General features: G+C 51.0%; 17 protein-coding genes and 1 pseudogene. 1 reads left to right on the top strand and 17 read right to left on the bottom strand.

What is annotated here, in order from left to right; all coding sequences use genetic code 11:
- Window positions 1-661 precede the first annotated feature (661 nt).
- From U5L07_11175 to U5L07_11105, 15 genes and pseudogenes are all read right to left on the bottom strand, one after another.
- Window positions 662-892, bottom strand: a complete 231-nt coding sequence (locus U5L07_11175; protein MDZ7832303.1) for a DUF4926 domain-containing protein — start codon at window positions 890-892, stop codon at window positions 662-664.
- A gap of 12 nt (window positions 893-904) precedes the next feature.
- Window positions 905-1,357: a hypothetical protein gene (locus U5L07_11170; GenBank protein MDZ7832302.1), complete on the bottom strand. Its 453-nt coding sequence runs from the start codon at window positions 1,355-1,357 to the stop codon at window positions 905-907.
- Window positions 1,358-1,374: 17 nt separating this feature from the next.
- Entirely contained in the window at window positions 1,375-2,106 is a 732-nt protein-coding gene (istB, locus tag U5L07_11165; protein ID MDZ7832301.1) for an IS21-like element helper ATPase IstB, read from the bottom strand.
- Window positions 2,107-2,335: 229 nt separating this feature from the next.
- Window positions 2,336-3,855, bottom strand: a pseudogene (gene istA, locus U5L07_11160) (IS21 family transposase).
- Between the two features lie 347 nt (window positions 3,856-4,202).
- The gene (locus U5L07_11155) at window positions 4,203-4,454 is read right to left on the bottom strand and encodes a UPF0175 family protein (GenBank protein ID MDZ7832300.1); all 252 of its coding nucleotides are present in this window, start codon (window positions 4,452-4,454) and stop codon (window positions 4,203-4,205) included.
- Between the two features lie 86 nt (window positions 4,455-4,540).
- Window positions 4,541-4,711: a hypothetical protein gene (locus U5L07_11150; GenBank protein MDZ7832299.1), complete on the bottom strand. Its 171-nt coding sequence runs from the start codon at window positions 4,709-4,711 to the stop codon at window positions 4,541-4,543.
- A gap of 146 nt (window positions 4,712-4,857) precedes the next feature.
- Window positions 4,858-5,262, bottom strand: a complete 405-nt coding sequence (locus U5L07_11145; protein MDZ7832298.1) for a type II toxin-antitoxin system RelE/ParE family toxin — start codon at window positions 5,260-5,262, stop codon at window positions 4,858-4,860.
- Between the two features lie 9 nt (window positions 5,263-5,271).
- Window positions 5,272-5,613 carry a HigA family addiction module antitoxin gene (locus U5L07_11140; GenBank protein MDZ7832297.1) on the bottom strand — a complete coding sequence of 114 codons (342 nt, stop codon included), beginning with the start codon at window positions 5,611-5,613 and terminating at the stop codon, window positions 5,272-5,274.
- A gap of 539 nt (window positions 5,614-6,152) precedes the next feature.
- Window positions 6,153-6,527 carry a PIN domain-containing protein gene (locus U5L07_11135; protein ID MDZ7832296.1) on the bottom strand — a complete coding sequence of 125 codons (375 nt, stop codon included), beginning with the start codon at window positions 6,525-6,527 and terminating at the stop codon, window positions 6,153-6,155.
- A gap of 7 nt (window positions 6,528-6,534) precedes the next feature.
- A complete protein-coding gene (locus U5L07_11130; protein ID MDZ7832295.1) occupies window positions 6,535-6,765 on the bottom strand; it encodes a hypothetical protein in 231 nt (76 codons plus the stop codon).
- A 359-nt stretch (window positions 6,766-7,124) separates the two neighbouring features.
- Window positions 7,125-8,414 carry an ATP-binding protein gene (locus U5L07_11125; GenBank protein ID MDZ7832294.1) on the bottom strand — a complete coding sequence of 430 codons (1,290 nt, stop codon included), beginning with the start codon at window positions 8,412-8,414 and terminating at the stop codon, window positions 7,125-7,127.
- A 723-nt stretch (window positions 8,415-9,137) separates the two neighbouring features.
- Window positions 9,138-9,368 (bottom strand): DUF4926 domain-containing protein, encoded by a 231-nt coding sequence (locus U5L07_11120; protein ID MDZ7832293.1) that lies wholly within the window; start codon window positions 9,366-9,368, stop codon window positions 9,138-9,140.
- 12 nt (window positions 9,369-9,380) lie between these two features.
- Window positions 9,381-9,713, bottom strand: a complete 333-nt coding sequence (locus U5L07_11115; GenBank protein ID MDZ7832292.1) for a hypothetical protein — start codon at window positions 9,711-9,713, stop codon at window positions 9,381-9,383.
- A 50-nt stretch (window positions 9,714-9,763) separates the two neighbouring features.
- Window positions 9,764-10,015 carry a UPF0175 family protein gene (locus U5L07_11110; protein MDZ7832291.1) on the bottom strand — a complete coding sequence of 84 codons (252 nt, stop codon included), beginning with the start codon at window positions 10,013-10,015 and terminating at the stop codon, window positions 9,764-9,766.
- A 554-nt stretch (window positions 10,016-10,569) separates the two neighbouring features.
- Window positions 10,570-11,804 (bottom strand): ISAzo13 family transposase gene (locus tag U5L07_11105; GenBank protein MDZ7832290.1). Its coding sequence is split into 2 segments (ribosomal slippage): window positions 10,570-11,618 and window positions 11,618-11,804, totalling 1,236 coding nucleotides; the frame shifts between segments, so codons are not numbered across the junction.
- Window positions 11,805-11,945: 141 nt separating this feature from the next.
- Between U5L07_11105 and U5L07_11100 the strand changes: the two genes are divergently transcribed.
- The gene (locus U5L07_11100; GenBank protein ID MDZ7832289.1) at window positions 11,946-12,149 is read left to right on the top strand and encodes a hypothetical protein; all 204 of its coding nucleotides are present in this window, start codon (window positions 11,946-11,948) and stop codon (window positions 12,147-12,149) included.
- A 206-nt stretch (window positions 12,150-12,355) separates the two neighbouring features.
- Here the strand turns inward: U5L07_11100 and U5L07_11095 are convergent, their stop codons facing one another.
- Both U5L07_11095 and U5L07_11090 read right to left on the bottom strand, forming a co-directional pair.
- A complete protein-coding gene (locus U5L07_11095; GenBank protein MDZ7832288.1) occupies window positions 12,356-20,578 on the bottom strand; it encodes a LamG-like jellyroll fold domain-containing protein in 8,223 nt (2,740 codons plus the stop codon).
- Between the two features lie 22 nt (window positions 20,579-20,600).
- A complete protein-coding gene (locus U5L07_11090) occupies window positions 20,601-22,601 on the bottom strand; it encodes a hypothetical protein (GenBank protein MDZ7832287.1) in 2,001 nt (666 codons plus the stop codon).
- Window positions 22,602-22,687 lie beyond the last annotated feature (86 nt).

The following is a 22,687-nucleotide window of genomic DNA, read 5'->3' as shown; positions in this document are numbered from 1 at the left end:
GCCATTCGTTTGAAATTTTGATCATTGAGATTTGGTGCTTGTTTGAAATTTGTGTTTTGTAATTTGGTGCTTAATTATTTTTGGTGCTTGTTTGAAATTTGTAATTTGAGATTTGGTGCTTTTTTCTTTTTGGTGCTTCGACTGAACCCTGCACTCCGAACCCTGAACCCTGAACTATGAACCCTGAACTATGAACCGTGAACTCTGAACTGTGAACTTTTCTTCTTTAATTCACAATTCAAGGTTTGACACCCTTCACCTGTCACCTGTCATCCCGAGGAGCGCCAGCCCCTCCCCCTGTCATCCCTAAGAGCGAAAGCCCCTACCCCCTGTCATCCCGAGGAGCGACAGCGACGAGGGATCTTTAATAAAACATTGCCCGCTCCCGCCCGAAATGACAAGTGCACTTATCTCAGGCCGCCGTTTGTTTGAAATTTTGGTCATTGTTTTTTGGTCATTGTTTGTAATTTGGAATTTGAGATTTGGTGCTTAATTATTTTTGGTGCTTAATTGCAAACCGTGAACTGTGAACTGTGAACCCTGAACTGTAAACCTTGAACCGCCGAAACAACCGAGAAACCAAGCCGCTCAATGCACTAGGATTTGGCCAGTTTTTTGTATCAGCCTGAATCCTGGATCCTGTTGTTCGCCCGAGTCTTCCTTAGGCAGCGGAGAGAGGCCTTGCGTGGGGGATTTCTCGCGCAGTTGCAAATCTCACCTGATGTGACTCCAACTCCAAGACTGCGGCTGTTTTTCCGTCCAGGGTCACGAATTCCACCTCAAAGGCTTCTCCTTTGCCATGAACATAAACTACGGCTCCGATGTCACCAGCCTCAAGCCCATGTTCTTCAATCGCTTCCGTTAGAATGACTCTATCGTGTTCCTTTATCATTTCTTTCCTCTATCATGCTGGATATGCGGTGATCAATCGAGGATGTTTCGTGCCTTCCGCGATCATCCAGATTGTTTTCACCGGAGTGGTTGCTCCTTTTGGTGATTCGATCGGAGCTTCGACAATGTACTTTGTTCCATGCCTTCCCTCCTCGGCATTGGCGTAATCGTTTTCATTGACTTGCTTTATCAAAGCTGAAGCGAGAACGCCCCGTGCTTCTACCGTGAACCCCCATCCGAAGAAAAACCTTGCCTTTGGCCCTCCCTCTGGATGCCTTTGAGAAAGAAGATAATCAACAATCTTGCTCTCTGGTGCGTATTCCGGCGAACTCGGCCACTCATTCCGGGCGATTCCGGCCGCCTGTTCCGGACGAAGTCGGCCACCTGTTCCGATTGATTCCGGCCACTCGTTCCGGATGATGTCGGCCACTTTTTCGGAGCAAAGCGACGCTGTCTTTTCCTTCACAAATTACTCGCTTTAAGTCAACTTTCTTTTTTCTTCCGCATAGAGTCTCCTTTCAGATTGATTTTGTATGCATTGTGAACCAGGCGGTCGAGGATGGCATCGGCCAGGGTCGGATCATCGATGACCTCGTGCCAATGCGATACCGGCAGCTGGCTGGTGATTACTGTTGAGTGGATCTCACAGCGATCCTCTATGATTTCAAGAAAATCCCGCTGCTGCTCCTTGGTAAGGTTTGATAAGCCCCAGTCATCGAGGATTAATAAGTGCGTTTTGGCGAAGCCGGCCAAAAGTTTGCCGTAACGGCCGTCGCCTTTGGCCAGACTCAGCTCGGAGAACAATTTCGGCACCCGCAGATACAACGCACTATATCCTTCCAGACAGGCCTTGTGGGCAAGTGCGCAGGCCAAATACGATTTTCCGATCCCGGTCGGCCCGGTGATAAATACATTGTGACGGGCTTTTAACCATTCGCAGGCGGCAAGCGATAATATGAACTGCTTATCCAGCCCCCGGGGATAGGTATAATCTATGTCCTCCATACTGGTCTGATGCCGCAGCTTGGCTTTTTTCAGCCGGGTCTTTAGCTGTCTATCCTGCCTTTCTGTATGTTCTCGATCCACAAGCAGACCCAAGCGTTCTTCAAAGGAGAACTTTTCGATATCAGCCGTCTGCAGTTGCTCTTCAAATGCCTTTCGCATGCCGTAGAACTTCATTGCCTGTAATTTGTCCATAATCGGATGGGTCAACATGATATATTTTCCTTTTTTATCTTTTCAAAGTTTAATGAATAGGCTATATTGATATCCGCCTTTGCCGGAGGATAGGGCAACGCTGGGGAGCGACCCGAGCGCCGGCCAGGGTGACCGAAGTATGAGGGCCGTACCCTGCGTGCGGCCCATCTCTCATACTTTGGTCCATAATGCGTTAACCCCGGGGGTTTGGGGGCAGCGCCCCCAATTAAGATCAGATCCATACCTTTTACTCGTAATATTTCCCGCCCCTGATGTTGGCGTGGTCAATCGGCTTCCCCGAAGACTCTTCCTCGGCCAGGGGCTTGCGATCCAGCCCGTTCTTCAGGATGGACTCCACGCTTTTATAGCTTTTGCCGCCGATTTGATTGGCCCGACAGGCAGCGGCTTCAAGCCGCTCCTCCCCATAGCTTTTGCCCAGCCGAAGAATGCCCAGACAGCTGCGAAAGCCCTGCTGAGGATGGATACGAACAGCCATCACTTTTTCGATCAACTCAGCCGTATGGGGGCCGATTTTACCAGCCCAGCGCACCAGGCGCTCAGGCGTCCATTCCGCATATTGCTGGTGCTTTTTGGGCATATGTTCCTTGAGCGTGGTATGCCGGCCCATCCGGTCGCTTGAGGCATGACTGGCCACCCTTTTGCCCTTATAAAAGCATTCCACGGTATTGGCGGTTATCCTGACGTCGAGCTGCTTTTTCATAAGCTGGTAAGGCACACTGTAATAATGGCCGTCGACTTCCACATGATAATCAACATGCACCCGGGCTTTTTTCCATTGGGCAAACTGATACCGTGCCATGGGCAGCGGTTTTAAAGCCGGCTTGTCCATGGACTCAAACACGCTTTTTCGGGTTCCCGGCAGTTTCTGGAAGGACTTGTTGTTTAGCTCAACCAAAAGCTCATCGATCGCCCGGTTTAACTCGGTGACACTGAAGAACGTCCGGTTGCGAAGCCTGGCCAAAATCCAGCGTTCCACAATCTGGACGCTGACCTCAGCCTTGGCTTTATCCTTGGTGCCCGGACCCGGGCCGGGATAACAGCGGTGTCATAATGATTGGCCATATCCAGATACGTGGGGTTTAGATCCGGCTCATATCGACAGGCCTTGTTCACACCGCTTTTGAGATTATCGGGGATGACCAGCTCCGGCACACCGCCTAAAAATTCAAATACCCGGACATGGGAATCAATCCAGTCCGACAGGTTTTGACTCAAGCTTGCTTCGGCGTAGGTGTAATTGGAAGCCCCCATACAGGCGATAAAGATCTGGGCCTCGGAGGTGGTGCCGCTGCCGGAATCGGTAATCGGCACGGTCATGCCGCTGTAGTCGACAAAGAGCTTTTCTCCTGCCCGGTGGTCCTGGCGCATGACCGGGTCCAGTTTATCGCGCCATTGGCGATAGAGATGACAGAACTGGCTGTATTGATAGCCTTGGGGGTTTTGGGCTTTATATTCATGCCATAACAGCATGAGGGTCACGCCCTTGCGTTTGAGCTCCTGGTGGACATAGGAGAAATTTAAAGGCGGCCGGTGATCCTTGGACGTGCAGGGCACCTGGTCAAACAGGATCTTTTCTAATTGCGCATCATCCATATCCTCCGGAAGCGGCCAGCCAAGGCCCGCAGCCTTGACCCGCTGGATATAATCGCCTACCGTGCTCCGGGCGATGGAAGTACTGTTGGCAATCTTTCGGTTACTGAGTCTGCATTCGAATTTGAGACGTAAAACTTCTTTGATTTTTCGCATGGTGATTCGCTCCGCTGGCATTTGCACCTCCTTTGAATGATTAAAAGAGGCACAACTTACCGCTAATAATTTTTGTTCACCAGCGAAGCTTTGCTCAAAAAATTACTTGTGATGGGTGGCCGAAATGGATCGGAATCACCGGCCGACTTCCGTCGGAATCGGTGGCCGACATCAATCGGAATCACTGGCCGGAATCATCCGGAATTGGTGGCCGAGATGAATCGGAATTGGTGGCCGAAATCATCCGGAATATGCACTCTCTGGAACCTCAGCATTTTTACAGTTAGGAACTTTCATGCCACTCTATCATGTATCATCCCATAGGCCGAGAAGCATTGACTAAAAGCTTATCCGACTTCATCGATTAATTCCTCAGGGGCAAGCTGATACGGTGAAATTTTATGCTCATATAAATGTTCAAGAAACTCCTGCCGGGATATACCCGCGATTTCGGCTGCCTTGGACTGTGAAATCTTGCCCTCTTCATACCACTTAACAAGAGCTGTCATTTTCATTGCCCGGGCGAATTCAGCCGGCGTCTGCTTGAATGCCGCAAACGCTGTCTCCGGCACTTCTATGATCAATTGCGTCATGGTCATAGCCCTTCCTCGCATCGGATAATCGAAAATCCACATCTATGGCATCAACATCATTTTCTATATTTTAAATAGGTTTCCATGCAAAGTCAATTGCAGGCAGAAAAGGCAGGGAGGGGGATTTCCGAATTTTGGTCATCGGGATTGGTTTGTTTTTTGGAATTTATTATTTGTTGCTCAATATCTTTAACTTTAGCACCTCCCCCCGTCATCCCAAGGAGCGCCAGCCCCCCTGTCATCCCGAGGAGCACAATTCCCATCCCTTGTCATCCCGAGCAGCGCCAACCTCCACCCTGTCATCCCGAGGAGCGCCAGCGACGAGGGATCTTTCATGTAAAAATTTCTCGTTCCCGCTCGATAATAACAACTGCGCTTATCTCAGGCCGCCGTTTGTTTGAAATTTTGGTCATTGAGATTTGGTGCTTGTTTGAAATTTGTGTTTTGTTATTTGGTGCTTAATTCTGCTTGGTTCTTGTTTGTAATTTGTAATTTGAGATTTGGTGCTTTTTTCTTTTTGGTGCTTTTTTCTTTTTGGTGCTTCGACCGAGCCCTGAACCCTGAACTGTGAACTGTGAACCCTGAACTCTGAACTTCCCTTCTTTAATTCACAATTCAAGGTTTGACACCCTTCACATGCGAATCCATTCGACCAGCGAAAGCAGATCCGCCACTGATCATTAATGCGAATGCTATATTGACCGGCACGACTGCCTTTAAGCGCCTCTAAATGATTGCCGGGGGGAATTCTTAAATCCTCAAGGTGATTGGCGATTTCGAGCTGCCTGAGTTTTCGCCGGGCAACCTTGGAAATATTGACATTTCATAGACAATCTTGATTGTTGCAATAATCAGATGTAGCCGGTTCAATTTTTGATAACTGATCCCTCATTCGTTGCTCAGCTTGCCAAAGATCATGCGCCTGCTGCATACGTAACCATATGCCAGGTCCGTTTCCAACGAATTTGCCGATTCGAAGAGCCATTTCTATTGAAATCGGATGCGTGCAGGCTAAGATGCGATGCAACTGCTGTCGGGAAACCCCGAGTTTTCGTGCTGCTTCGCTTACCGATAACCCAAGATTTATCAATACATCTTCCCGCAGAATTTCCCCCGGATGGGTTGGCGGCCTTTTTAACGGCCTTTTCACCGTGTATTCTTCCATTTTTTCACCTCAGTGATATTGCTCAAGGTCAACCAGAAAACATAACGGCGAGGCCAACAGATTTACCCCCGCCGGCATGCCGGCACGCTTCGATAAATGACAACTGCGCTTATCTCAGGCCGCCGTTTGTTTGAAATTTTGGTCATTGAGATTTGGTGCTTGTTTGAAATTTATGTTTTGTTATTTGGTGCTTAATTCTGCTTGGTGCTTGTTTGTAATTTGTGATTTGAGATTTGGAATTTAACCCTGAACCGTGAACTGTGAACTGTGAACCCTGAACCGTGAACTCTTCTTTTTTAATTCACAATTCAAGGTTTGACACCCTTCACATACTGTCATCCCGAGGAGCGCCAGCGACGAGGGATCTTTCATGTAAAAATTTCTCGCTCCCGCTCGACAATAACAAGTGCGCTTATCTCAGGCCGCCGCTTGTTTGAAATTTTGGTCATTGAGATTTGGTGCTTGTTTGTAATTTGTGATTTGTTATTTGGTGCTTTTTCCTGTTTGGTGCTTCGACTGAACCCTGAACCCTTCCAAAGTCATAATGTATAGGGGATCTCGACAAAGTTATGTTTGGCAGATGAAAAGTCTTTTGTATTTCTTGTTGTGAGTTGAATATTGTGGTGCACTGCAATCGCTGCCTGAAATGCATCCGGCAATTTCCAACCATGTTTTTGCCTTAAGTCAGATGCAATTTCTGCAATGCTGATATCAATGGGAAAGATGGTAAACTGGTAAAGAAATGACTTCACCAACGCCTTGTCCGCTGGTTTGACGCCAACCATAATTTCAGCATAAGTGATGACTGAAATGGCAGTCTCCTCAGGCGAAAGAGATCGGATAAAATCAGAAGCGACATTAATGGTATTCAGGTGGTCAATAAGAATGACAGAATCTAAAAGCCGTTTAATCATGACCCATCTACCATTCAGATCTTACTTGTCGCTGGTAATCAAGCCCGTCTCCCTTTTTCCATTTGCCCCTGGTTTTATTAACCAAGTCATTATAAAGCTTTCTATTTTCATTAGCTTTTAAGCATTTAATCCCTCTTCGAATCGCCTCGGCCATGGAGATCCCTTCAGATGCGCTGTAAGCTTCCAACCAAGATTTGTTTGATTCTTCAAGCGTAATTATTGTCCGTTTACTGCCCATTTCCTAACCTCTCTTACCAGCAGACCTAATATATGATATATATATATGTATATCACTCACCGAAATGATGTCAAATATTAAAAGCGAATCAACGCAAAAAGGCCCGCCTATAATGCCTTTCGAAACGGCAGGCGCAAGCACATGGGATTTGTTTTGAATTTCAGTTTTTGAGATTTGATGTTTGTTTGCATTTTGTGATTTGTTATTTGGTGCTTCTATTTTTTTGGTGCTTGCTCATAATTTGAACCGTAAACTGTGAACAGCGAACTGCGACCCCTGAACCCTGAACCGTGAACTGTGAACTGTGAACCGTGAACCTTGAACTGTGAACCGTGAACTCTGAACTTCCCTTTTTTAATTCACAATTCAAGGTTTGACACCCTTCTCACCCGGTTCAACTCAAAAGGAGATACCCGCAGCACGCCGCTTTCCGCCGGCCGGTTGCTCGCCGGATTCACCATGAAAGGCGTCCCGCATTCGGGATAGGCCTGCCTGAACCGGTAAAGCCCGTTGTAGTCTGATGGCTTGAGTCGTTTTTTGTATTTTATTTCAACAGGCGTGATCACACTGCCGTCATCTAATACCATATCGACTTCCTGCTTGTTTTTCGTGCGCCAGAATTTAATATTTTCGGATGCGACCCCTGATTTGATCAATTCGGAAATCACAAACCCTTCAAAAATATACGGCATATCCGACCGGACATCACCGGCATTGAAATTATTGACAAAAAAATTCCGAACCCCGCTGTCTAAAAAATATATCTTGGGCATTTTGACCAATTCCTTGTTCCGGTTGGTAAACCAGGGGGTATGAACCGTGATCAGAAATGTCTCCTTGAGGATTTCGATATAGTTTTTCGTTGTCTTATCATCAATACCGGCCACTTGGGACAACTGACTGAAACGGGCCTGCTGGCCATGATTGACCGCAAGCTGTCGAATCAGTGTCCTGGCATGCTGAATTCGTTCAATCTTCAAAAAATCCACCAGATCTTTTTTGACATAGAGATCAAAGATCGAGGCCAGCACCGCCTGTTTTTCATTGTCCGGCACCAGTGCTACTTCCGGATAGCCGCCATAAATCATGAAGCGCTCCAGTTCCTGGAAAGCTTCCGGGATGAGCTCAAAAAGCCGGTCGGATTGAATATTTGACAAATTGTCAAGTTTTTGGATCAAGTCAGGCCGCTCGATAAAATGCAGATACTCCCTGAAATTTAACGGATATATCCGCAGAACCCGTTTTCGGCCGGCCAGGCTTTCCTGGATCTGTTCATTTATGGCCAGTGAAGAGGAGCCGGATGCATAAATCTTGATATCCGGATGATGGTCGCTGAGATTTTTCAACACCCGGCTGATGTCCGCATATCGTTGAAACTCATCCAGAAAAAGGATAAACAACTCATCGCCTGTCCCCTGGTACCCATTCAATTTGAGCGTGTTAATACAGTTTTCGTAAGAGCTGACACGCTCATAATTGGAATAGATATCCAGATCCAAAAACAGGCAGGGGTGTTTTTTAGCAAACGACTCATACAGCCGGTGCATCAGGGTCGTCTTGCCCACTTGCCTTGCGCCCACCAGAACCGTAATCTTTTGATTGTCTTTCTGTTTTTCCAGTTCCGGATATACAAGCCTGTCTTTAAACATACACACCTTTTTCGCCAAACGATTTCGGACCAATATTCCGAAATAGTTTTAACTTTTTCGGAACAAAACCCTTCCGCTGCCCTTGTTTGAAATTTTGGTCATTGAGATTTGATTGATTATTTTTTGTTATCGGATGCTTCTGATTTGGGTGCTTGTTTATTATTTGTGATTTGTTATTTGGTGCTTTTCATTTTTGGTGCTTGTTTGAAATTTGTGTTTTGTTATTTGGTGCTTTTTTCTTTTTGGTGCTTTTTCCTGTTTGGTGCTTCGACTGAACCGTGAACCCTGAACCCTGAACTGTGAACTGTGAACTCTGAACTTCCCTTTTTTAATTCACAATTCAAGGTTTGACACCCTTCACTGTCATCCCTAAGAGCGAAAGCCCCTACCCCCTGTCATCCCGAGGAGCGACAGCGACGAGGGATCTTTAATAAAACATTGCCCGCTCCCGCCCGAAATGACAAGTGCACTTATCTCAGGCCGCCGTTTGTTTGAAATTTTGGTCATTGTTTTTTGGCCATTGTTTGTAATTTGGAATTTGAGATTTGGTGCTTAATTATTTTTGGTGCTTAATTGCAAACCGTGAACTGTGAACTGTGAACCCTGAACTGTAAACCTTGAACCGCCGAAACAACCGAGAAACCAAGCCGCTCAATGCACTAGATTTGGCCAGTTTTTTGTATCAGCCTGAATCCTGGATCCTGTTGTTCGCCCGAGTCTTCCTTAGGCAGCGGAGAGAGGCCTTGCGTGGGGGATTTCTCGCGCAGTTGCAAATCTCACCTGATGTGACTCCAACTCCAAGACTGCGGCTGTTTTTCCGTCCAGGGTCACGAATTCCACCTCAAAGGCTTCTCCTTTGCCATGAACATAAACTACGGCTCCGATGTCACCAGCCTCAAGCCCATGTTCTTCAATCGCTTCCGTTAGAATGACTCTATCGTGTTCCTTTATCATTTCTTTCCTCTATCATGCTGGATATGCGGTGATCAATCGAGGATGTTTCGTGCCTTCCGCGATCATCCAGATTGTTTTCACCGGAGTGGTTGCTCCTTTTGGTGATTCGATCGGAGCTTCGACAATGTACTTTGTTCCATGCCTTCCCTCCTCGGCATTGGCGTAATCGTTTTCATTGACTTGCTTTATCAAAGCTGAAGCGAGAACGCCCCGTGCTTCTACCGTGAACCCCCATCCGAAGAAAAACCTTGCCTTTGGCCCTCCCTCTGGATGCCTTTGAGAAAGAAGATAATCAACAATCTTGCTCTCTGGAACCTCAGCATTTTTACAGTTAGGAACTTTCATGCCACTCTATCATGTATCATCCCATAGGCCGAGAAGCATTGACTACAAGCTTATCCGACTTCATCGATTAATTCCTCAGGGGCAAGCTGATACGGTGAAATTTTATGCTCATATAAATGTTCAAGAAACTCCTGCCGGGATATACCCGCGATTTCGGCTGCCTTGGACTGTGAAATCTTGCCCTCTTCATACCACTTAACAAGAGCTGTCATTTTCATTGCCCGGACGAATTCAGCCGGCGTCTGCTTGAATGCCGCAAACGCTGTCTCCGGCACCTCTATGGTCAATTTCGTCATGGTCATAACCCTTCCCCTAATCGAATAATCGAAAATCAATATCTATGGCATCAACATCATTATCTATATTTTAAATATGTTCCCATGCAAAGTCAATTGCAGGCAGAAAAGGCAGGGAGCGGAATTTTCGATTTTTGGTCATTGAGATTTGGTGCTTGTTTGAAATTTGTGTTTTGTTATTTGGTGCTTAATTCTGCTTGGTGCTTGTTTGTTATTTGTAATTTGAGATTTGGAATTTAACCCTGAACCGTGAACTGTGAACCGTGAACTCCTTTATAAAACCATTCATAGACAATCTTGATTGTTGCAATAATCAGGTGAAGCCGGTTCAATTTTTGATAACTGATCCCTCATTCGTTGCTCAGCTTGCCAAAGATCATGCGCCTGCTGCATACGTAACCATATGCCAGGCCCGTTTCCAACAAATTTGCCGATTCGAAGAGCCATTTCTATTGTAATCGGATGCGTGCAGGCTAAGATGCGATGCAACTGCTGTCGAGAAACCCCGAGTTTTCGTGCTGCTTCGCTTAGTATCTAAGTTAAAATAAAGTGTACAAATTTTATCCAGTATACATGACTTCCTGAGGCATTATTTTGTAATTCCATTCACCATGAAAACTCGCTCGCTCAATGTTTAGCTGAGCCATTTCATCATCACCAACTTTAAGACCTTTTTCATATTGCGTATCATCAATATCAGCCTCTATTTTCAGGCCTTTTTGGGTTGTGGTGTTTGAAATCAGATTGACTATAGTCCCAAGGCTATCTAATGGTCGTCCCCGCCAGTTCTTGCTCATAAAAGAAAACATTTGATGCTCGATTTTATTCCATTTGCTTGTCCCGGGCGGAAAATGACAAATACTGATCGTAATTCCCAATTCATTTACCAGAGACTGAACCTCTTTTTTCCACAAACGAACTCGGTAGCCGTTACTGCCACCGCCGTCTGCTGTGATCAGCAACCGGGTAGCGCCGGGATACCTGAAACAGCCCATTTCATTCCACCAACGCCGAATGCTTTCAACCGCAAATTGTGCTGTATCTCGACTTATACCGACGCTTACCCATCCCTCATTACGTGTCAAATCATAGATACCGTAAGGACAAGCTTTACCTTTCTCTTTGTCCGGAAAGTCATATGTGTTCACATCGGTTGGTTGCCCGGCGGGTTCCCACTCCATACCGGTGTTTTTATATTGGCCAATATTTTCTTTTTTCTTGGCATCGACTGAAATAACAGGCTGACCATCGCCTTGAAACTCTTTTACCTGCTCATATATAAAATTGAACTGTGCATCCCGATCCGGACTTTGTTTTCCCTCCTTAATTTTTCGATTGGCCTGCATACTGTAACCCATTTCCTGAAGCATCAAATACACAGTCTTCTGGGACACATTATGCCCTCTTTTACGAAGGGCTTCTGATAGTTTATAGGTACTTTTACAGGTCCATCTGAGAGGAGATTCCGGATCGCCTCTGGTAAGCGGATCTATTAGCATATCAAGGTCTTTAATCAATGCAGGATTTTTATCCACCAGACGCTTACGCCCACCCCCAGATTTACGTATGCGTTTTTTGCTTCCATCTGCTTTACCCGTCAGTTCCTTTTTCCTTTTCCGATGGTCACACGTGACATACCTGTTGCCTGGCAAACAATGGTATCTCCTCCTCTGCCAATTGTATTGGCTTCTGATGCAGCCCATATCCTTTTGTCCTTTTCTGACAAATGAGCCGCCATCAACTCGAACCTTTTTTTCACCTGACTGATCAGATCTTCTTTCTGTTGAGTTTCCATACATTTGACTGTAGTATGGAAGTGAAACAAAAGTCAACATATTTGTATATTTTATTTTAACTTATTACCTTACCGATAACCCAAGATTTATCAATACATCTTCCCGCAGAATTTCCCCCGGATGGGTTGGCGGCCTTTTTAATGGCCTTTTCACTGTGTATTCTTCCATTTTTTCACCTCAGTGATATTGCTCAAGGTCAACCAGAAAACATGACAACTGCGCTTATCTCAAGCCGCCGTTTGTTTGAAATTTTGGTCATTGCAATTTGGTTCTTGTTTGTAATTTGTAATTTGAGATTTGGTGCTTTTTTCTTTTTGGTGCTTAATTACGAACCCTACACCTGAAAGGCTGAAGCCTTCCGCTACATGGCCATAGTTCCGAACCATGAACCTTGAACCCTAAACCACGAACCGTGAACTTTTAATTCACAATTCAAGGTTTGACACCCAATTCATGACACCCAATTCACACCGCAAAAGCTAAACAGCCCCTGCTCAGCAGTAATCGCTGGGCAGGGGCTGAATTTAAGTTATTGAAAAATTGAGTTTAATTACTTGGGATCATTGGGCAATTCAGTGGAAAAATCACCACCAAATCGAGCCGTGCCCTTGGCCACCCGGATTTCGTCCATGTGGCCGCTGAAGTAATAGTTATTTAAGTTCGTGATATGCCGCCCGACGACCAAGCCCGCCCCCGAGGAGTTTGCCGAGCCGGTAAACGTCTCGCTGTCCTCGGCCAATCCGTTCACGTAGAGCGTCAACTCATCCCCGTCCCGTTCCGCCGCCACGTGGTACCACGCGCCCACACTGGCGGGAGTGGCCCCCGTGAGAACCGTCCAGGTGCCTTCGTCCCTGACATCAAACGTGAAGACGCCGTCGTCTATGTAGAGCTTGTACGCGTCATGTGTTGAGCCCGAAATCCATTCAAAGGCACTCAACAGACCGTTGTAGCCGGAGACGGAAGCCGGATTCACCCACAGGTCGATGGTGAAATCCTCCCCGCCGAAATCCCAGTCCGCACTGGCCGGCACGCTCAGGTAATCTCCGGAACCGTCGTAGGCGATGGCCGAATTCTCACCGAACGGATTTTCATGTTGAACATTGCCATGCGAGGTGACCGTATGAAAATTGAGGACATCTACAATTGGATCCGAAGCGCTCTTGTCTTCTGAATTAATCCAAAAATTAGTCACCTTAATGATCCACGGATCATAAATGACATCACTCCAAACACCGACGCCTGAACCGCTGGCACCGCCCCCGCCTACGCTGCTGGGGCCATTATCCGCTCCCCACCAGTTGTTGGTAGCGTCAACAACAATGCTGGTTAAATTTCTTACGCCGACTTCACAATTTGAGAAGCTGTTATCCTCAAGCAGAACTGAATCTGCGTCAGCATTGTCTTCATATTTAACCGCTGCCGCATCATTATCAAGCTCAGGGGTCCCGCCGCCGGATTTATGATCGGTCAAGTCGTCAATCGTATTACCGGTCACCTCGGCGCCCGGCGTCGGCCCTTCCAGGCCGATCCCTGTTGCCCAAAGCCCTTCAAGATCAGTAATGTCATTATCAATCACTTTGGCATTCAAGACCTCACCACCGTTGCCGTTAGCACCGAGACCAAGGAGTATGCCATAGGCTCCTTTTCCGCCATTGTCAAAATCACAGGTGCAGGCATTTACGTCCGCAATAATGTTGTTTTGAATTGTTAGATTATCAACATTGAATGCAGAATCTTTGCAGCAAACACCGATTGCCTTGGCACTTCCATTGGTCGATTTGGCAGCCGCATCACAGACCCCCGATTCCCCTCCGTGAATCTGAATGAACTGGTTGCCTTGAATGACTATATCGGTAGCATAGGCGGATCCTGTTATTATCACGCCATGGCTGTTTCCGCTTGTTGCGCTGCTCCCGATATCGGCAAGGATATTGTTCTTTATAGTCAGGTAACTGAATCCAGCGGTTGTAATGCCATTGTTACCGGTGGGATTCGTTATCGTGAACCCATCGATCGTCACATTATCCGCGTCGATTGAGACCCGTTCAGCCGTTCCCGTTCCGGTAATCAATGTTGTTCCGGCACCGTCCGTTGACTGTAACGTGACTTCCTTTGTAACCCCTACATTTTGCGCGTAATCTCCCGGACCAACATTAATGGTGTCGCCGTCAGAAGCCGCGTCAATGGCATCCTGGATGTAGCCGGAACTGTCCACCTGCCACGTCCACGGACTGCTGTGATCATCGTCCACGTAGTCCTCGCTCCAGAACGGTACGTAGGAGACGCTGCCGCCTTCGGGGTTGTACACGTCATCGCTCGGCTCCGTGTCGCCCCACCAGTTGCCACGGGCATCCACCGTCGCCACCATCTGGTTGCGCACGCCCACCGAAAGATCGGTGAAGCTGTTCTCGGTGATCGTCACGGTATCGGCCGACGCGTTGGACTCCACCATCACGGCCGCCGCATCCGGATCCCCGAGTGCCGTCTTGTAATCCACCAGATTGCTGATGATGTTGCCCTGCACCAGCGCGTCGGGCGTGTCGCCCTCCAGGCCGATGGCATGCGCCCACAGACCCTCCAGGTCGCTGATGGTGTTATCCAGGATCTGGGGCGCAATGGTCTGGGCCCCAAGATTGATGATAATGCCGTAGGCCCCCTGGCCCTGCGGATCCGAACCGGTCCATTCCTCTGTGCTCGCCCGGACCCCGGAGATCGTGTTGTCCTGGATCACCAGCCCGGACACATTGTAGCTCTGGCCCGTCCAGCCCACGCCGATGGCACTGGCGCTGCCCCAGTCGTTTTCCACCGTGCCGATGTTGCTGAACTCGTTGTCCTCGATGGTAATGGTCGAGGCATCCGCGTTGTTGCCCACAATCGCCACCGCGTGGATATCATGGGCCGATCCCCCGGCCGGGGCCACGGTGCCCACATCCGTAATCGTGTTGTTCCGGATGGCCAGGCTGCTGTTGCCGGCCGATTGGATCACGTTCGTGCCGTCCGGGTTGGTCAGGGTAAACCCGTCAATGGTCACCCCATCCGCAGCCACCGTCACCGGCGTGGCGCCGCTGCCGGCGAGTGTGGTCGCGGCCGCCCCGTCGGTCGAGGTCAGCGTGATCCCAACGGGAATGCTGAAGGCCTCTTCATAGGTCCCCGGCAGGACATAAACCTCGTCAGTTGCAGCAGCCTCGTCAATCACCGTTTGGATGGTGTCCCCGTAAGTCTCGCCGTCATCGTAGCTTCCATTGCTGTTTCCATCGATAAACGCGGCCATATCCAGGTACGGCTTGTTCGGCAGATTATCCGAAAAATCACCGCCAAACCGGGCCGTGCCCTTGGCCACCCGGATCTCGTCCATGTGGCCGCTGAAATAATAGTTGTTTACATTGGTCACATGCCGGCCGACCACCAGGCCGTCGCTCGAGGAGTTTACCGAGCCGGTAAACGTCGCGCTGTCCTCGGCCAATCCGTTCACGTAAAGCGTCAACTCATCCCCGTCCCGTTCCGCCGCCACGTGGTACCACGCGCCCGCACTGGCGGGAGTGGCCCCCGTGAGAACCGTCCAGGTGCCTTCGTCCCTGACATCAAACGTGAAGACGCCGTCGTCTATGTAGAGCTTGTACGCGTCATGTGTTGAGCCCGAAATCCATTCAAAGGCACTCAACAGGCCGTTGTAGCCGGATACGGAAACGGGATTCACCCACAGGTCAATCGTAAAATCACCCGCACCAAAATCCCAGTCCGCGCTGGCCGGGACACTCAGGTAATCCCCGGATCCGTCAAAGGCCATGGCCGCGTCCTTGCCAAACGCCTCTACTGTGACCGGCCCGTTTGACGTCACGTCATGCGTCCCCGTGCTGTCCTCGATCGGGTCCGTCTCCGCGTCGGTCTTGATGTAGAGGTTGTCTCCACCTAGCCAGGGATCAAAATCCACCTTGTCTGAAACCGCTGCCCCGGTACCGTCCGGGTTCTCGGTATCATGGTACGGCCCGGACGGGTCACCCCAGTCGTTGTACTCAGCATCGAGCACCTCGTCCAGGTCCTTGTTCACCACCCCGCAATACGTGTCGCCGAACTCGTTGTAATGCACTTCAAGTTCCGTCGCATCGGGGATGGTCTCCTCTTCGAAGCCGCCGCCGGCTGTATCCAGCCCCACCGCGCAGGCGTACTCGGCCGTCTCAGCCGTGACCCCGGAAAAGATGTTCTCCTCGATCGTCACATTCTTCGGGAAACCAAGTTCGGATCCCGACGGCGTGGCCACCACCCCGTAGCTCCAGGCGCCGTGGATGTTCTCTATGGTATTGCGCAGAACGTTGACGTTGTTCAAATCCGCCTGCAGCTTGATACCATTGGCACCATAAGCCGGCTGGGAAACATTTTTAATCGTATTATCAATAATATTAATTCCATCGATCTGCTCCTCGTTGTAAGACTTGACATGGATGCCTTCCGCAGCCACATCAGTGGCCGAAGTATCCACCCCGTCAATCAGGTTGTTGCTGATCTCGATGGTTTTGGCCGGGTAATCCGTATAGCCTGCCGGCGCACCGACGAAAATCCCTTCCTGCTCGCCGGCACCGCCCGTGTTGGTAATCTTGAGCAGGCTCACCGTCACGCCGTCCACCCGGATATTCACCTTGCCTTCCACAACTGCGGCATCAACGCCGGCGGGATCGTTCATGCCCGCCAGGGTCACGGCCTTGGTGACCTCCACCTGCTCCGGATAGGTGCCGGCATCCACGTAGATGGTGTCGCCGTCGAGCACCTCGGCCTTGTCCACCGCATCCTGGATGTAGCCGGAACCATCCACGTGCCACGTCCACGCCCCGCTGTGATCGTCAGCCACGTAATCCTGGCTCCAGAACGGCGCGTACGAGACGCTGCCGCCTCCGGGGTTGTACACGTCATCGCTCGGCTCCGTGTCTCCCCACCAGTTGCCCTGGGCATCCACCGTGGCCACCATGTTGTTGCGAACGCCCACGGACATGTCGCTGAAGCTGTTGCCTGTTATCGTCACTGTGTCCGCAGACGCGTTGTCCTCCACCATCACCCCGGCCGCATCCGGGTCACTTGGGTCAAGGCCGGTCTTGTAGTCCACCAGGTTGCTGATGATGTTGCCCTGCACCAGCGCGTCAGGCGTATCGCCTTCCAAACCGATGGCGTGCGACCACCAGCCCTCCAGGTCGCTGATCGTGTTGTTCAGGATCTGGGGCGCAATGGTCTGCCCCCCCAGGTTGATCAGGATGCCGTAGGCCCCCTGGCCCCCGGGGCCGCCGCTCACCCACGGATCCGTGCAAGCCCGGACATGGGTGATCGTATTGTTCTGAATCAGCAGGCCCGAAACATCATTGCTGTAGTTCGACCAGCCAACCGCAATCGCGCTGGCGCCGCCCGTATCGTTGGCCTCTGTCCCCAGGTTGCTGAATTCGTTGTCCTCAATGGCAATGGTTGACGCTGTTGCCGTGCCCACCACGGCGATCGCGTGGATGCTGCCGGTGGCCGCCGTCCCCACATCCGTAATCGTGTTATTCCGGATGGTCAGGCTGCTGTTGCCGGCCGAATGGATCACGTTCGTGCCGTCCGGGTTGGTCAGGGTAAACCCGTCAATGGTCACCCCGTCCGCAGCCACTGTTACCGGCGTGGCCCCGCTGCCGGCGAGTGTGGTCGCGGCCGCGCCGTCGGTCGAGGTCAGCGTGATCCCAACGGGAATGCTGAGGGCCTCTTCATAGGTCCCCGGCAGGACATAAACCTCGTCATTTGCATCAGCCTCGTCAATCACCGCCTGGATGGTATCCGCATACGTCTCGCCGTCATCGTAGCTTCCGTTGCTGTCTCCGTCGATAAACGCGGCCATATCCAGGTACGGCTTGTTCGGCAGATTATCCGAAAAATCACCGCCAAATCGAGCCGTGCCCTTGGCCACCCGGATCTCGTCCATGTGGCCACTGAAATAATAGTTGTTTACATTGGTCACATGCCGGCCGACCACCAGGCCGTCGCTCGAGGAGTTTACCGAGCCGGTAAACGTCGCGCTGTCCTCGGCCAATCCGTTCACGTAAAGCGTCAACTCATCCCCGTCCCGTTCCGCCGCCACGTGGTACCACGCGCCCGCACTGGCGGGAGTGGCCCCCGTGAGAACCGTCCAGGTGCCTTCGTCCCTGACATCAAACGTGAAGACGCCGTCGTCTATGTAGAGCTTGTACGCGTCATGTGTTGAGCCCGAAATCCATTCAAAGGCACTCAACAGGCCGTTGTAGCCGGATACGGAAACGGGATTCACCCACAGGTCAATCGTAAAATCACCCGCACCAAAATCCCAGTCCGCGCTGGCCGGGACACTCAGGTAATCCCCGGATCCGTCAAAGGCCATGGCCGCGTCCTTGCCAAACGCCTCTACTGTGACCGGCCCGTTTGACGTCACGTCATGCGTCCCCGTGCTGTCCTCGATCGGGTCCGTCTCCGCGTCGGTCTTGATGTAGAGGTTGTCTCCACCTAGCCAGGGATCAAAATCCACCTTGTCTGAAACCGCTGCCCCGGTACCGTCCGGGTTCTCGGTATCATGGTACGGCCCGGACGGGTCACCCCAGTCGTTGTACTCAGCATCGAGCACCTCGTCCAGGTCCTTGTTCACCACCCCGCAATACGTGTCGCCGAACTCGTTGTAATGCACTTCAAGTTCCGTCGCATCGGGGATGGTCTCCTCTTCGAAGCCGCCGCCGGCTGTATCCAGCCCCACCGCGCAGGCGTACTCGGCCGTCTCAGCCGTGACCCCGGAAAAGATGTTCTCCTCGATCGTCACATTCTTCGGGAAACCAAGTTCGGATCCCGACGGCGTGGCCACCACCCCGTAGCTCCAGGCGCCGTGGATGTTCTCTATGGTATTGCGCAGAACGTTGACGTTGTTCAAATCCGCCTGCAGCTTGATACCATTGGCACCATAAGCCGGCTGGGAAACATTTTTAATCGTATTATCAATAATATTAATTCCATCGATCTGCTCCTCGTTGTAAGACTTGACATGGATGCCTTCCGCAGCCACATCAGTGGCCGAAGTATCCACCCCGTCAATCAGGTTGTTGCTGATCTCGATGGTTTTGGCCGGGTAATCCGTATAGCCTGCCGGCGCACCGACGAAAATCCCTTCCTGCTCGCCGGCACCGCCCGTGTTGGTAATCTTGAGCAGGCTCACCGTCACGCCGTCCACCCGGATATTCACCTTGCCTTCCACAACTGCGGCATCAACGCCGGCGGGATCGTTCATGCCCGCCAGGGTCACGGCCTTGGTGACCTCCACCTGCTCCGGATAGGTGCCGGCATCCACGTAGATGGTGTCGCCGTCGAGCACCTCGGCCTTGTCCACCGCATCCTGGATGTAGCCGGAACCATCCACGTGCCACGTCCACGCCCCGCTGTGATCGTCAGCCACGTAATCCTGGCTCCAGAACGGCGCGTACGAGACGCTGCCGCCTCCGGGGTTGTACACGTCATCGCTCGGCTCCGTGTCTCCCCACCAGTTGCCCTGGGCATCCACCGTGGCCACCATGTTGTTGCGAACGCCCACGGACATGTCGCTGAAGCTGTTGCCTGTTATCGTCACTGTGTCCGCAGACGCGTTGTCCTCCACCATCACCCCGGCCGCATCCGGGTCACTTGGGTCAAGGCCGGTCTTGTAGTCCACCAGGTTGCTGATGATGTTGCCCTGCACCAGCGCGTCAGGCGTATCGCCTTCCAAACCGATGGCGTGCGACCACCAGCCCTCCAGGTCGCTGATCGTGTTGTTCAGGATCTGGGGCGCAATGGTCTGCCCCCCCAGGTTGATCAGGATGCCGTAGGCCCCCTGGCCCCCGGGGCCGCCGCTCACCCACGGATCCGTGCAAGCCCGGACATGGGTGATCGTATTGTTCTGAATCAGCAGGCCCGAAACATCATTGCTGTAGTTCGACCAGCCAACCGCAATCGCGCTGGCGCCGCCCGTATCGTTGGCCTCTGTCCCCAGGTTGCTGAATTCGTTGTCCTCAATGGCAATGGTTGACGCTGTTGCCGTGCCCACCACGGCGATCGCGTGGATGCTGCCGGTGGCCGCCGTCCCCACATCCGTAATCGTGTTATTCCGGATGGTCAGGCTGCTGTTGCCGGCCGAATGGATCACGTTCGTGCCGTCCGGGTTGGTCAGGGTAAACCCGTCAATGGTCACCCCGTCCGCAGCCACTGTTACCGGCGTGGCCCCGCTGCCGGCGAGTGTGGTCGCGGCCGCGCCGTCGGTCGAGGTCAGCGTGATCCCAACGGGAATGCTGAGGGCCTCTTCATAGGTCCCCGGCAGGACATAAACCTCGTCATTTGCATCAGCCTCGTCAATCACCGCCTGGATGGTATCCGCATACGTCTCGCCGTCATCGTAGCTTCCGTTGCTGTCTCCGTCGATAAACGCGGCCATATCCAGGTACGGCTTGTTCGGCAGATTATCCGAAAAATCACCGCCAAATCGAGCCGTGCCCTTGGCCACCCGGATCTCGTCCATGTGGCCACTGAAATAATAGTTGTTTACATTGGTCACATGCCGGCCGACCACCAGGCCGTCGCTTGAGGAATTGACCTCGCCACTGAATGTGGCGCTACCTTCGGGCACCCCGTTTACGTACAGGGAAACCGTCTCTCCGTCGCGCTCCACCGCCACGTGGTACCAGAGCAACGGATCCGGAGAGGTGGTGCTCTCAATGGTGCTCCACGTCCCCGCTTCCTTGTAGGAAAACTTGAACACGCCATCTACGTAAAGCATAAACGCCTTTTCGGTCGGGTATTCATATCCGCTTCAGCAAGCCGCCTAGCCCAGCCAAGGAATCAGCGTTCACCCACAGGTCAATCGTAAAATCACCCCCGCCAAAATCCCAGTCACCGCTGACCGGGACACTCAGGTAATCCCCGGATCCGTCAAAGGCCATGGCCGCGTCCTTGCCAAACGCCTCTACTGTGACCGGCCCGTTTGACGTCACGTCATGCGTCCCCGTGCTGTCCTCGATCGGATCCGTCTCCGCGTCACTTTTAATGTAAAGGTTATTTCCCCCGCCGGCAGGTGCATTCAGCCAGCTCCTGAGTCCGCCAGTAAGAAGCGTGTAGCCGCTACCGGAATCACCTGAATTGTTGGTAATGCGCAGTGCGAGATACTCCCCTGCGGCCACGGTCAATGGGCCGTCGGCACCGGTGTCGATTTCAATTGTATCAGACCAGTCGCCGTTTAAAGTTGCCTCAGGCGCACCCGCACTAAATGTGCTTCCATCAGTTGAATAACCCACTTCAACGCTGAAGCTGTCGGTGTCTGCAACCGCTGAATCAAATTTTAGCTGGCCGCCCCAACTTTCGCTTTCATATGTTGTTTCCGAAGAAGCTGCCGAATCGGCAATCCATACATAAGAATTCCCATCATTAATAGTAACCGTAGTCTCAGGCTGAGAGTCATCCCCTTCGATCATGAGGTTGCCGTCCTGAAGCGCCCAGCCATTGTCTCCGGTGCCGCCGACACCGAATTCCGTAAAATGATCCACAACCGCCCAAACCACATTGTTTTCCGGATAAACGCCGTAATCCCCAAGGCTGGTAATATCCGGAATGCTCCCGACAATGCGGTTGGTCACATCTGCCAAGTTGCCATCCACCACGTTGGTATTGCCAGCCACGGCCAACCGCCAGGAGCCTGATGCATTATCGTAATAATAAAGATTCAGGTTTTCTTCATTGAGGCCCGCAACTTCATCATCCGAATAGCTGATCTTGACCATGCTCTGATGCTCTCCGTCAAGGAGCGTGCAATCGATATTTACACTTTTATCAATCAGGTCTTCCGTGCCGAGTTTTTTAGTCTTTGTCGGCGCAGGTTCAGCGTCTTCCGCAACACTGACCAAAGACGAAAAGCTTGAGGAAGAGCTGATATCGACCACACTGTCTCCAGCGGAAAAGCTGTCACTCCCGCCAGCCGGGACTTCACCGCCATCCGAGGTTTCTGACAAAAATGAAAATTTTTCGGCAAGATTGGTATTAAACAGGTAAATATCATCAAATGCGGCTTTCGATTCAAAGATGGGCGGGCCGGTCCCATTGATATCAGGACTCCATGTCATTACCCCCATGCCGCACAAACCGCTTGCAAATTGTTCAGCGGAATCATCCGTGTAGTCAATCTGCCAATCTTTCGGTTCATCCCCGCCTACCGGCCAGGCCTTACCAAATAATTTTTGCCCGCTCTCTGCAGTTATAGCGGCAAACTTGATGTAGCAATCTGTGACTGCCGGATCAAAGCTCAACTCATCGAAAGTTAACTGTGTGCCATCCCGGAACTGCTTTGTTTTTCCAATATATATATATCCATCATTGTCATACGAGCAAACACCACAGCCATAGCCTTCATGCGTATAGGTACCGCCAGATGCGATCCGGTTTCCCCTTAAAACAAGCACTGCCAGTAAATCCTGCTCTTCAAGGGCGGACATCTTTGCCTTAATAATGGCATTGTCCTCCACTTCTCCTTCCCTGCCAGCCAACAGGTACTTATAATCATCCGTCGGATCAGATGTGGAATTCAATCCACTGACGTTAGTGGCTTCAAATTCATATTGCCCTCCTGTCATCTGGGCGCTGGATATGTCGCCAGTTCCGACAAACGTATCAAAAGTAATCCAGCTGTACCCAGATGTGCCGTCGAAATGATCCTCCCAATCAGCAAAACTCGCTGCCGGCGCCAGGGAAAAAACGAGTAAAAAAACGCCTAAAATTAAAATTAACTTTTTAAATTGCCCTGAATAATCCATATCTTCCCCCTTATTTCTATATTGTGTAAAACGCCTAATATAAGAACAATTTAGTCTTAAAATCATATTAACGGGTTGCTTTTCAC

The organism is Desulfobacterales bacterium, from assembly GCA_034520365.1.
Taxonomy (GTDB): domain Bacteria; phylum Desulfobacterota; class Desulfobacteria; order Desulfobacterales; family Desulfosalsimonadaceae; genus M55B175.
This window is presented reverse-complemented; position numbering and strand designations above follow the sequence as displayed.

Excerpts from the sequence above, each read along its gene's own strand:
- U5L07_11175 (MDZ7832303.1), bottom strand. The coding sequence starts at position 892 with ATGATAAAGGAACACGATAGAGTCATTCTAACGGAAGCGATTGAAGAA.
- istB (MDZ7832301.1), bottom strand. The coding sequence starts at position 2,106 with ATGTTGACCCATCCGATTATGGACAAATTACAGGCAATGAAGTTCTAC.
- U5L07_11155 (MDZ7832300.1), bottom strand. The coding sequence starts at position 4,454 with ATGACCATGACGCAATTGATCATAGAAGTGCCGGAGACAGCGTTTGCG.
- U5L07_11150 (MDZ7832299.1), bottom strand. The coding sequence starts at position 4,711 with ATGGGAATTGTGCTCCTCGGGATGACAGGGGGGCTGGCGCTCCTTGGG.
- U5L07_11140 (MDZ7832297.1), bottom strand. The coding sequence starts at position 5,613 with ATGGAAGAATACACGGTGAAAAGGCCGTTAAAAAGGCCGCCAACCCAT.
- U5L07_11135 (MDZ7832296.1), bottom strand. The coding sequence starts at position 6,527 with ATGATTAAACGGCTTTTAGATTCTGTCATTCTTATTGACCACCTGAAT.
- U5L07_11130 (MDZ7832295.1), bottom strand. The coding sequence starts at position 6,765 with ATGGGCAGTAAACGGACAATAATTACGCTTGAAGAATCAAACAAATCT.
- U5L07_11125 (MDZ7832294.1), bottom strand. The coding sequence starts at position 8,414 with ATGTTTAAAGACAGGCTTGTATATCCGGAACTGGAAAAACAGAAAGAC.
- U5L07_11120 (MDZ7832293.1), bottom strand. The coding sequence starts at position 9,368 with ATGATAAAGGAACACGATAGAGTCATTCTAACGGAAGCGATTGAAGAA.
- U5L07_11115 (MDZ7832292.1), bottom strand. The coding sequence starts at position 9,713 with ATGAAAGTTCCTAACTGTAAAAATGCTGAGGTTCCAGAGAGCAAGATT.
- U5L07_11110 (MDZ7832291.1), bottom strand. The coding sequence starts at position 10,015 with ATGACCATGACGAAATTGACCATAGAGGTGCCGGAGACAGCGTTTGCG.
- U5L07_11100 (MDZ7832289.1), top strand. The coding sequence starts at position 11,946 with ATGGCCTTTTCACTGTGTATTCTTCCATTTTTTCACCTCAGTGATATT.
- U5L07_11095 (MDZ7832288.1), bottom strand. The coding sequence starts at position 20,578 with ATGCTTTACGTAGATGGCGTGTTCAAGTTTTCCTACAAGGAAGCGGGG.
- U5L07_11090 (MDZ7832287.1), bottom strand. The coding sequence starts at position 22,601 with ATGGATTATTCAGGGCAATTTAAAAAGTTAATTTTAATTTTAGGCGTT.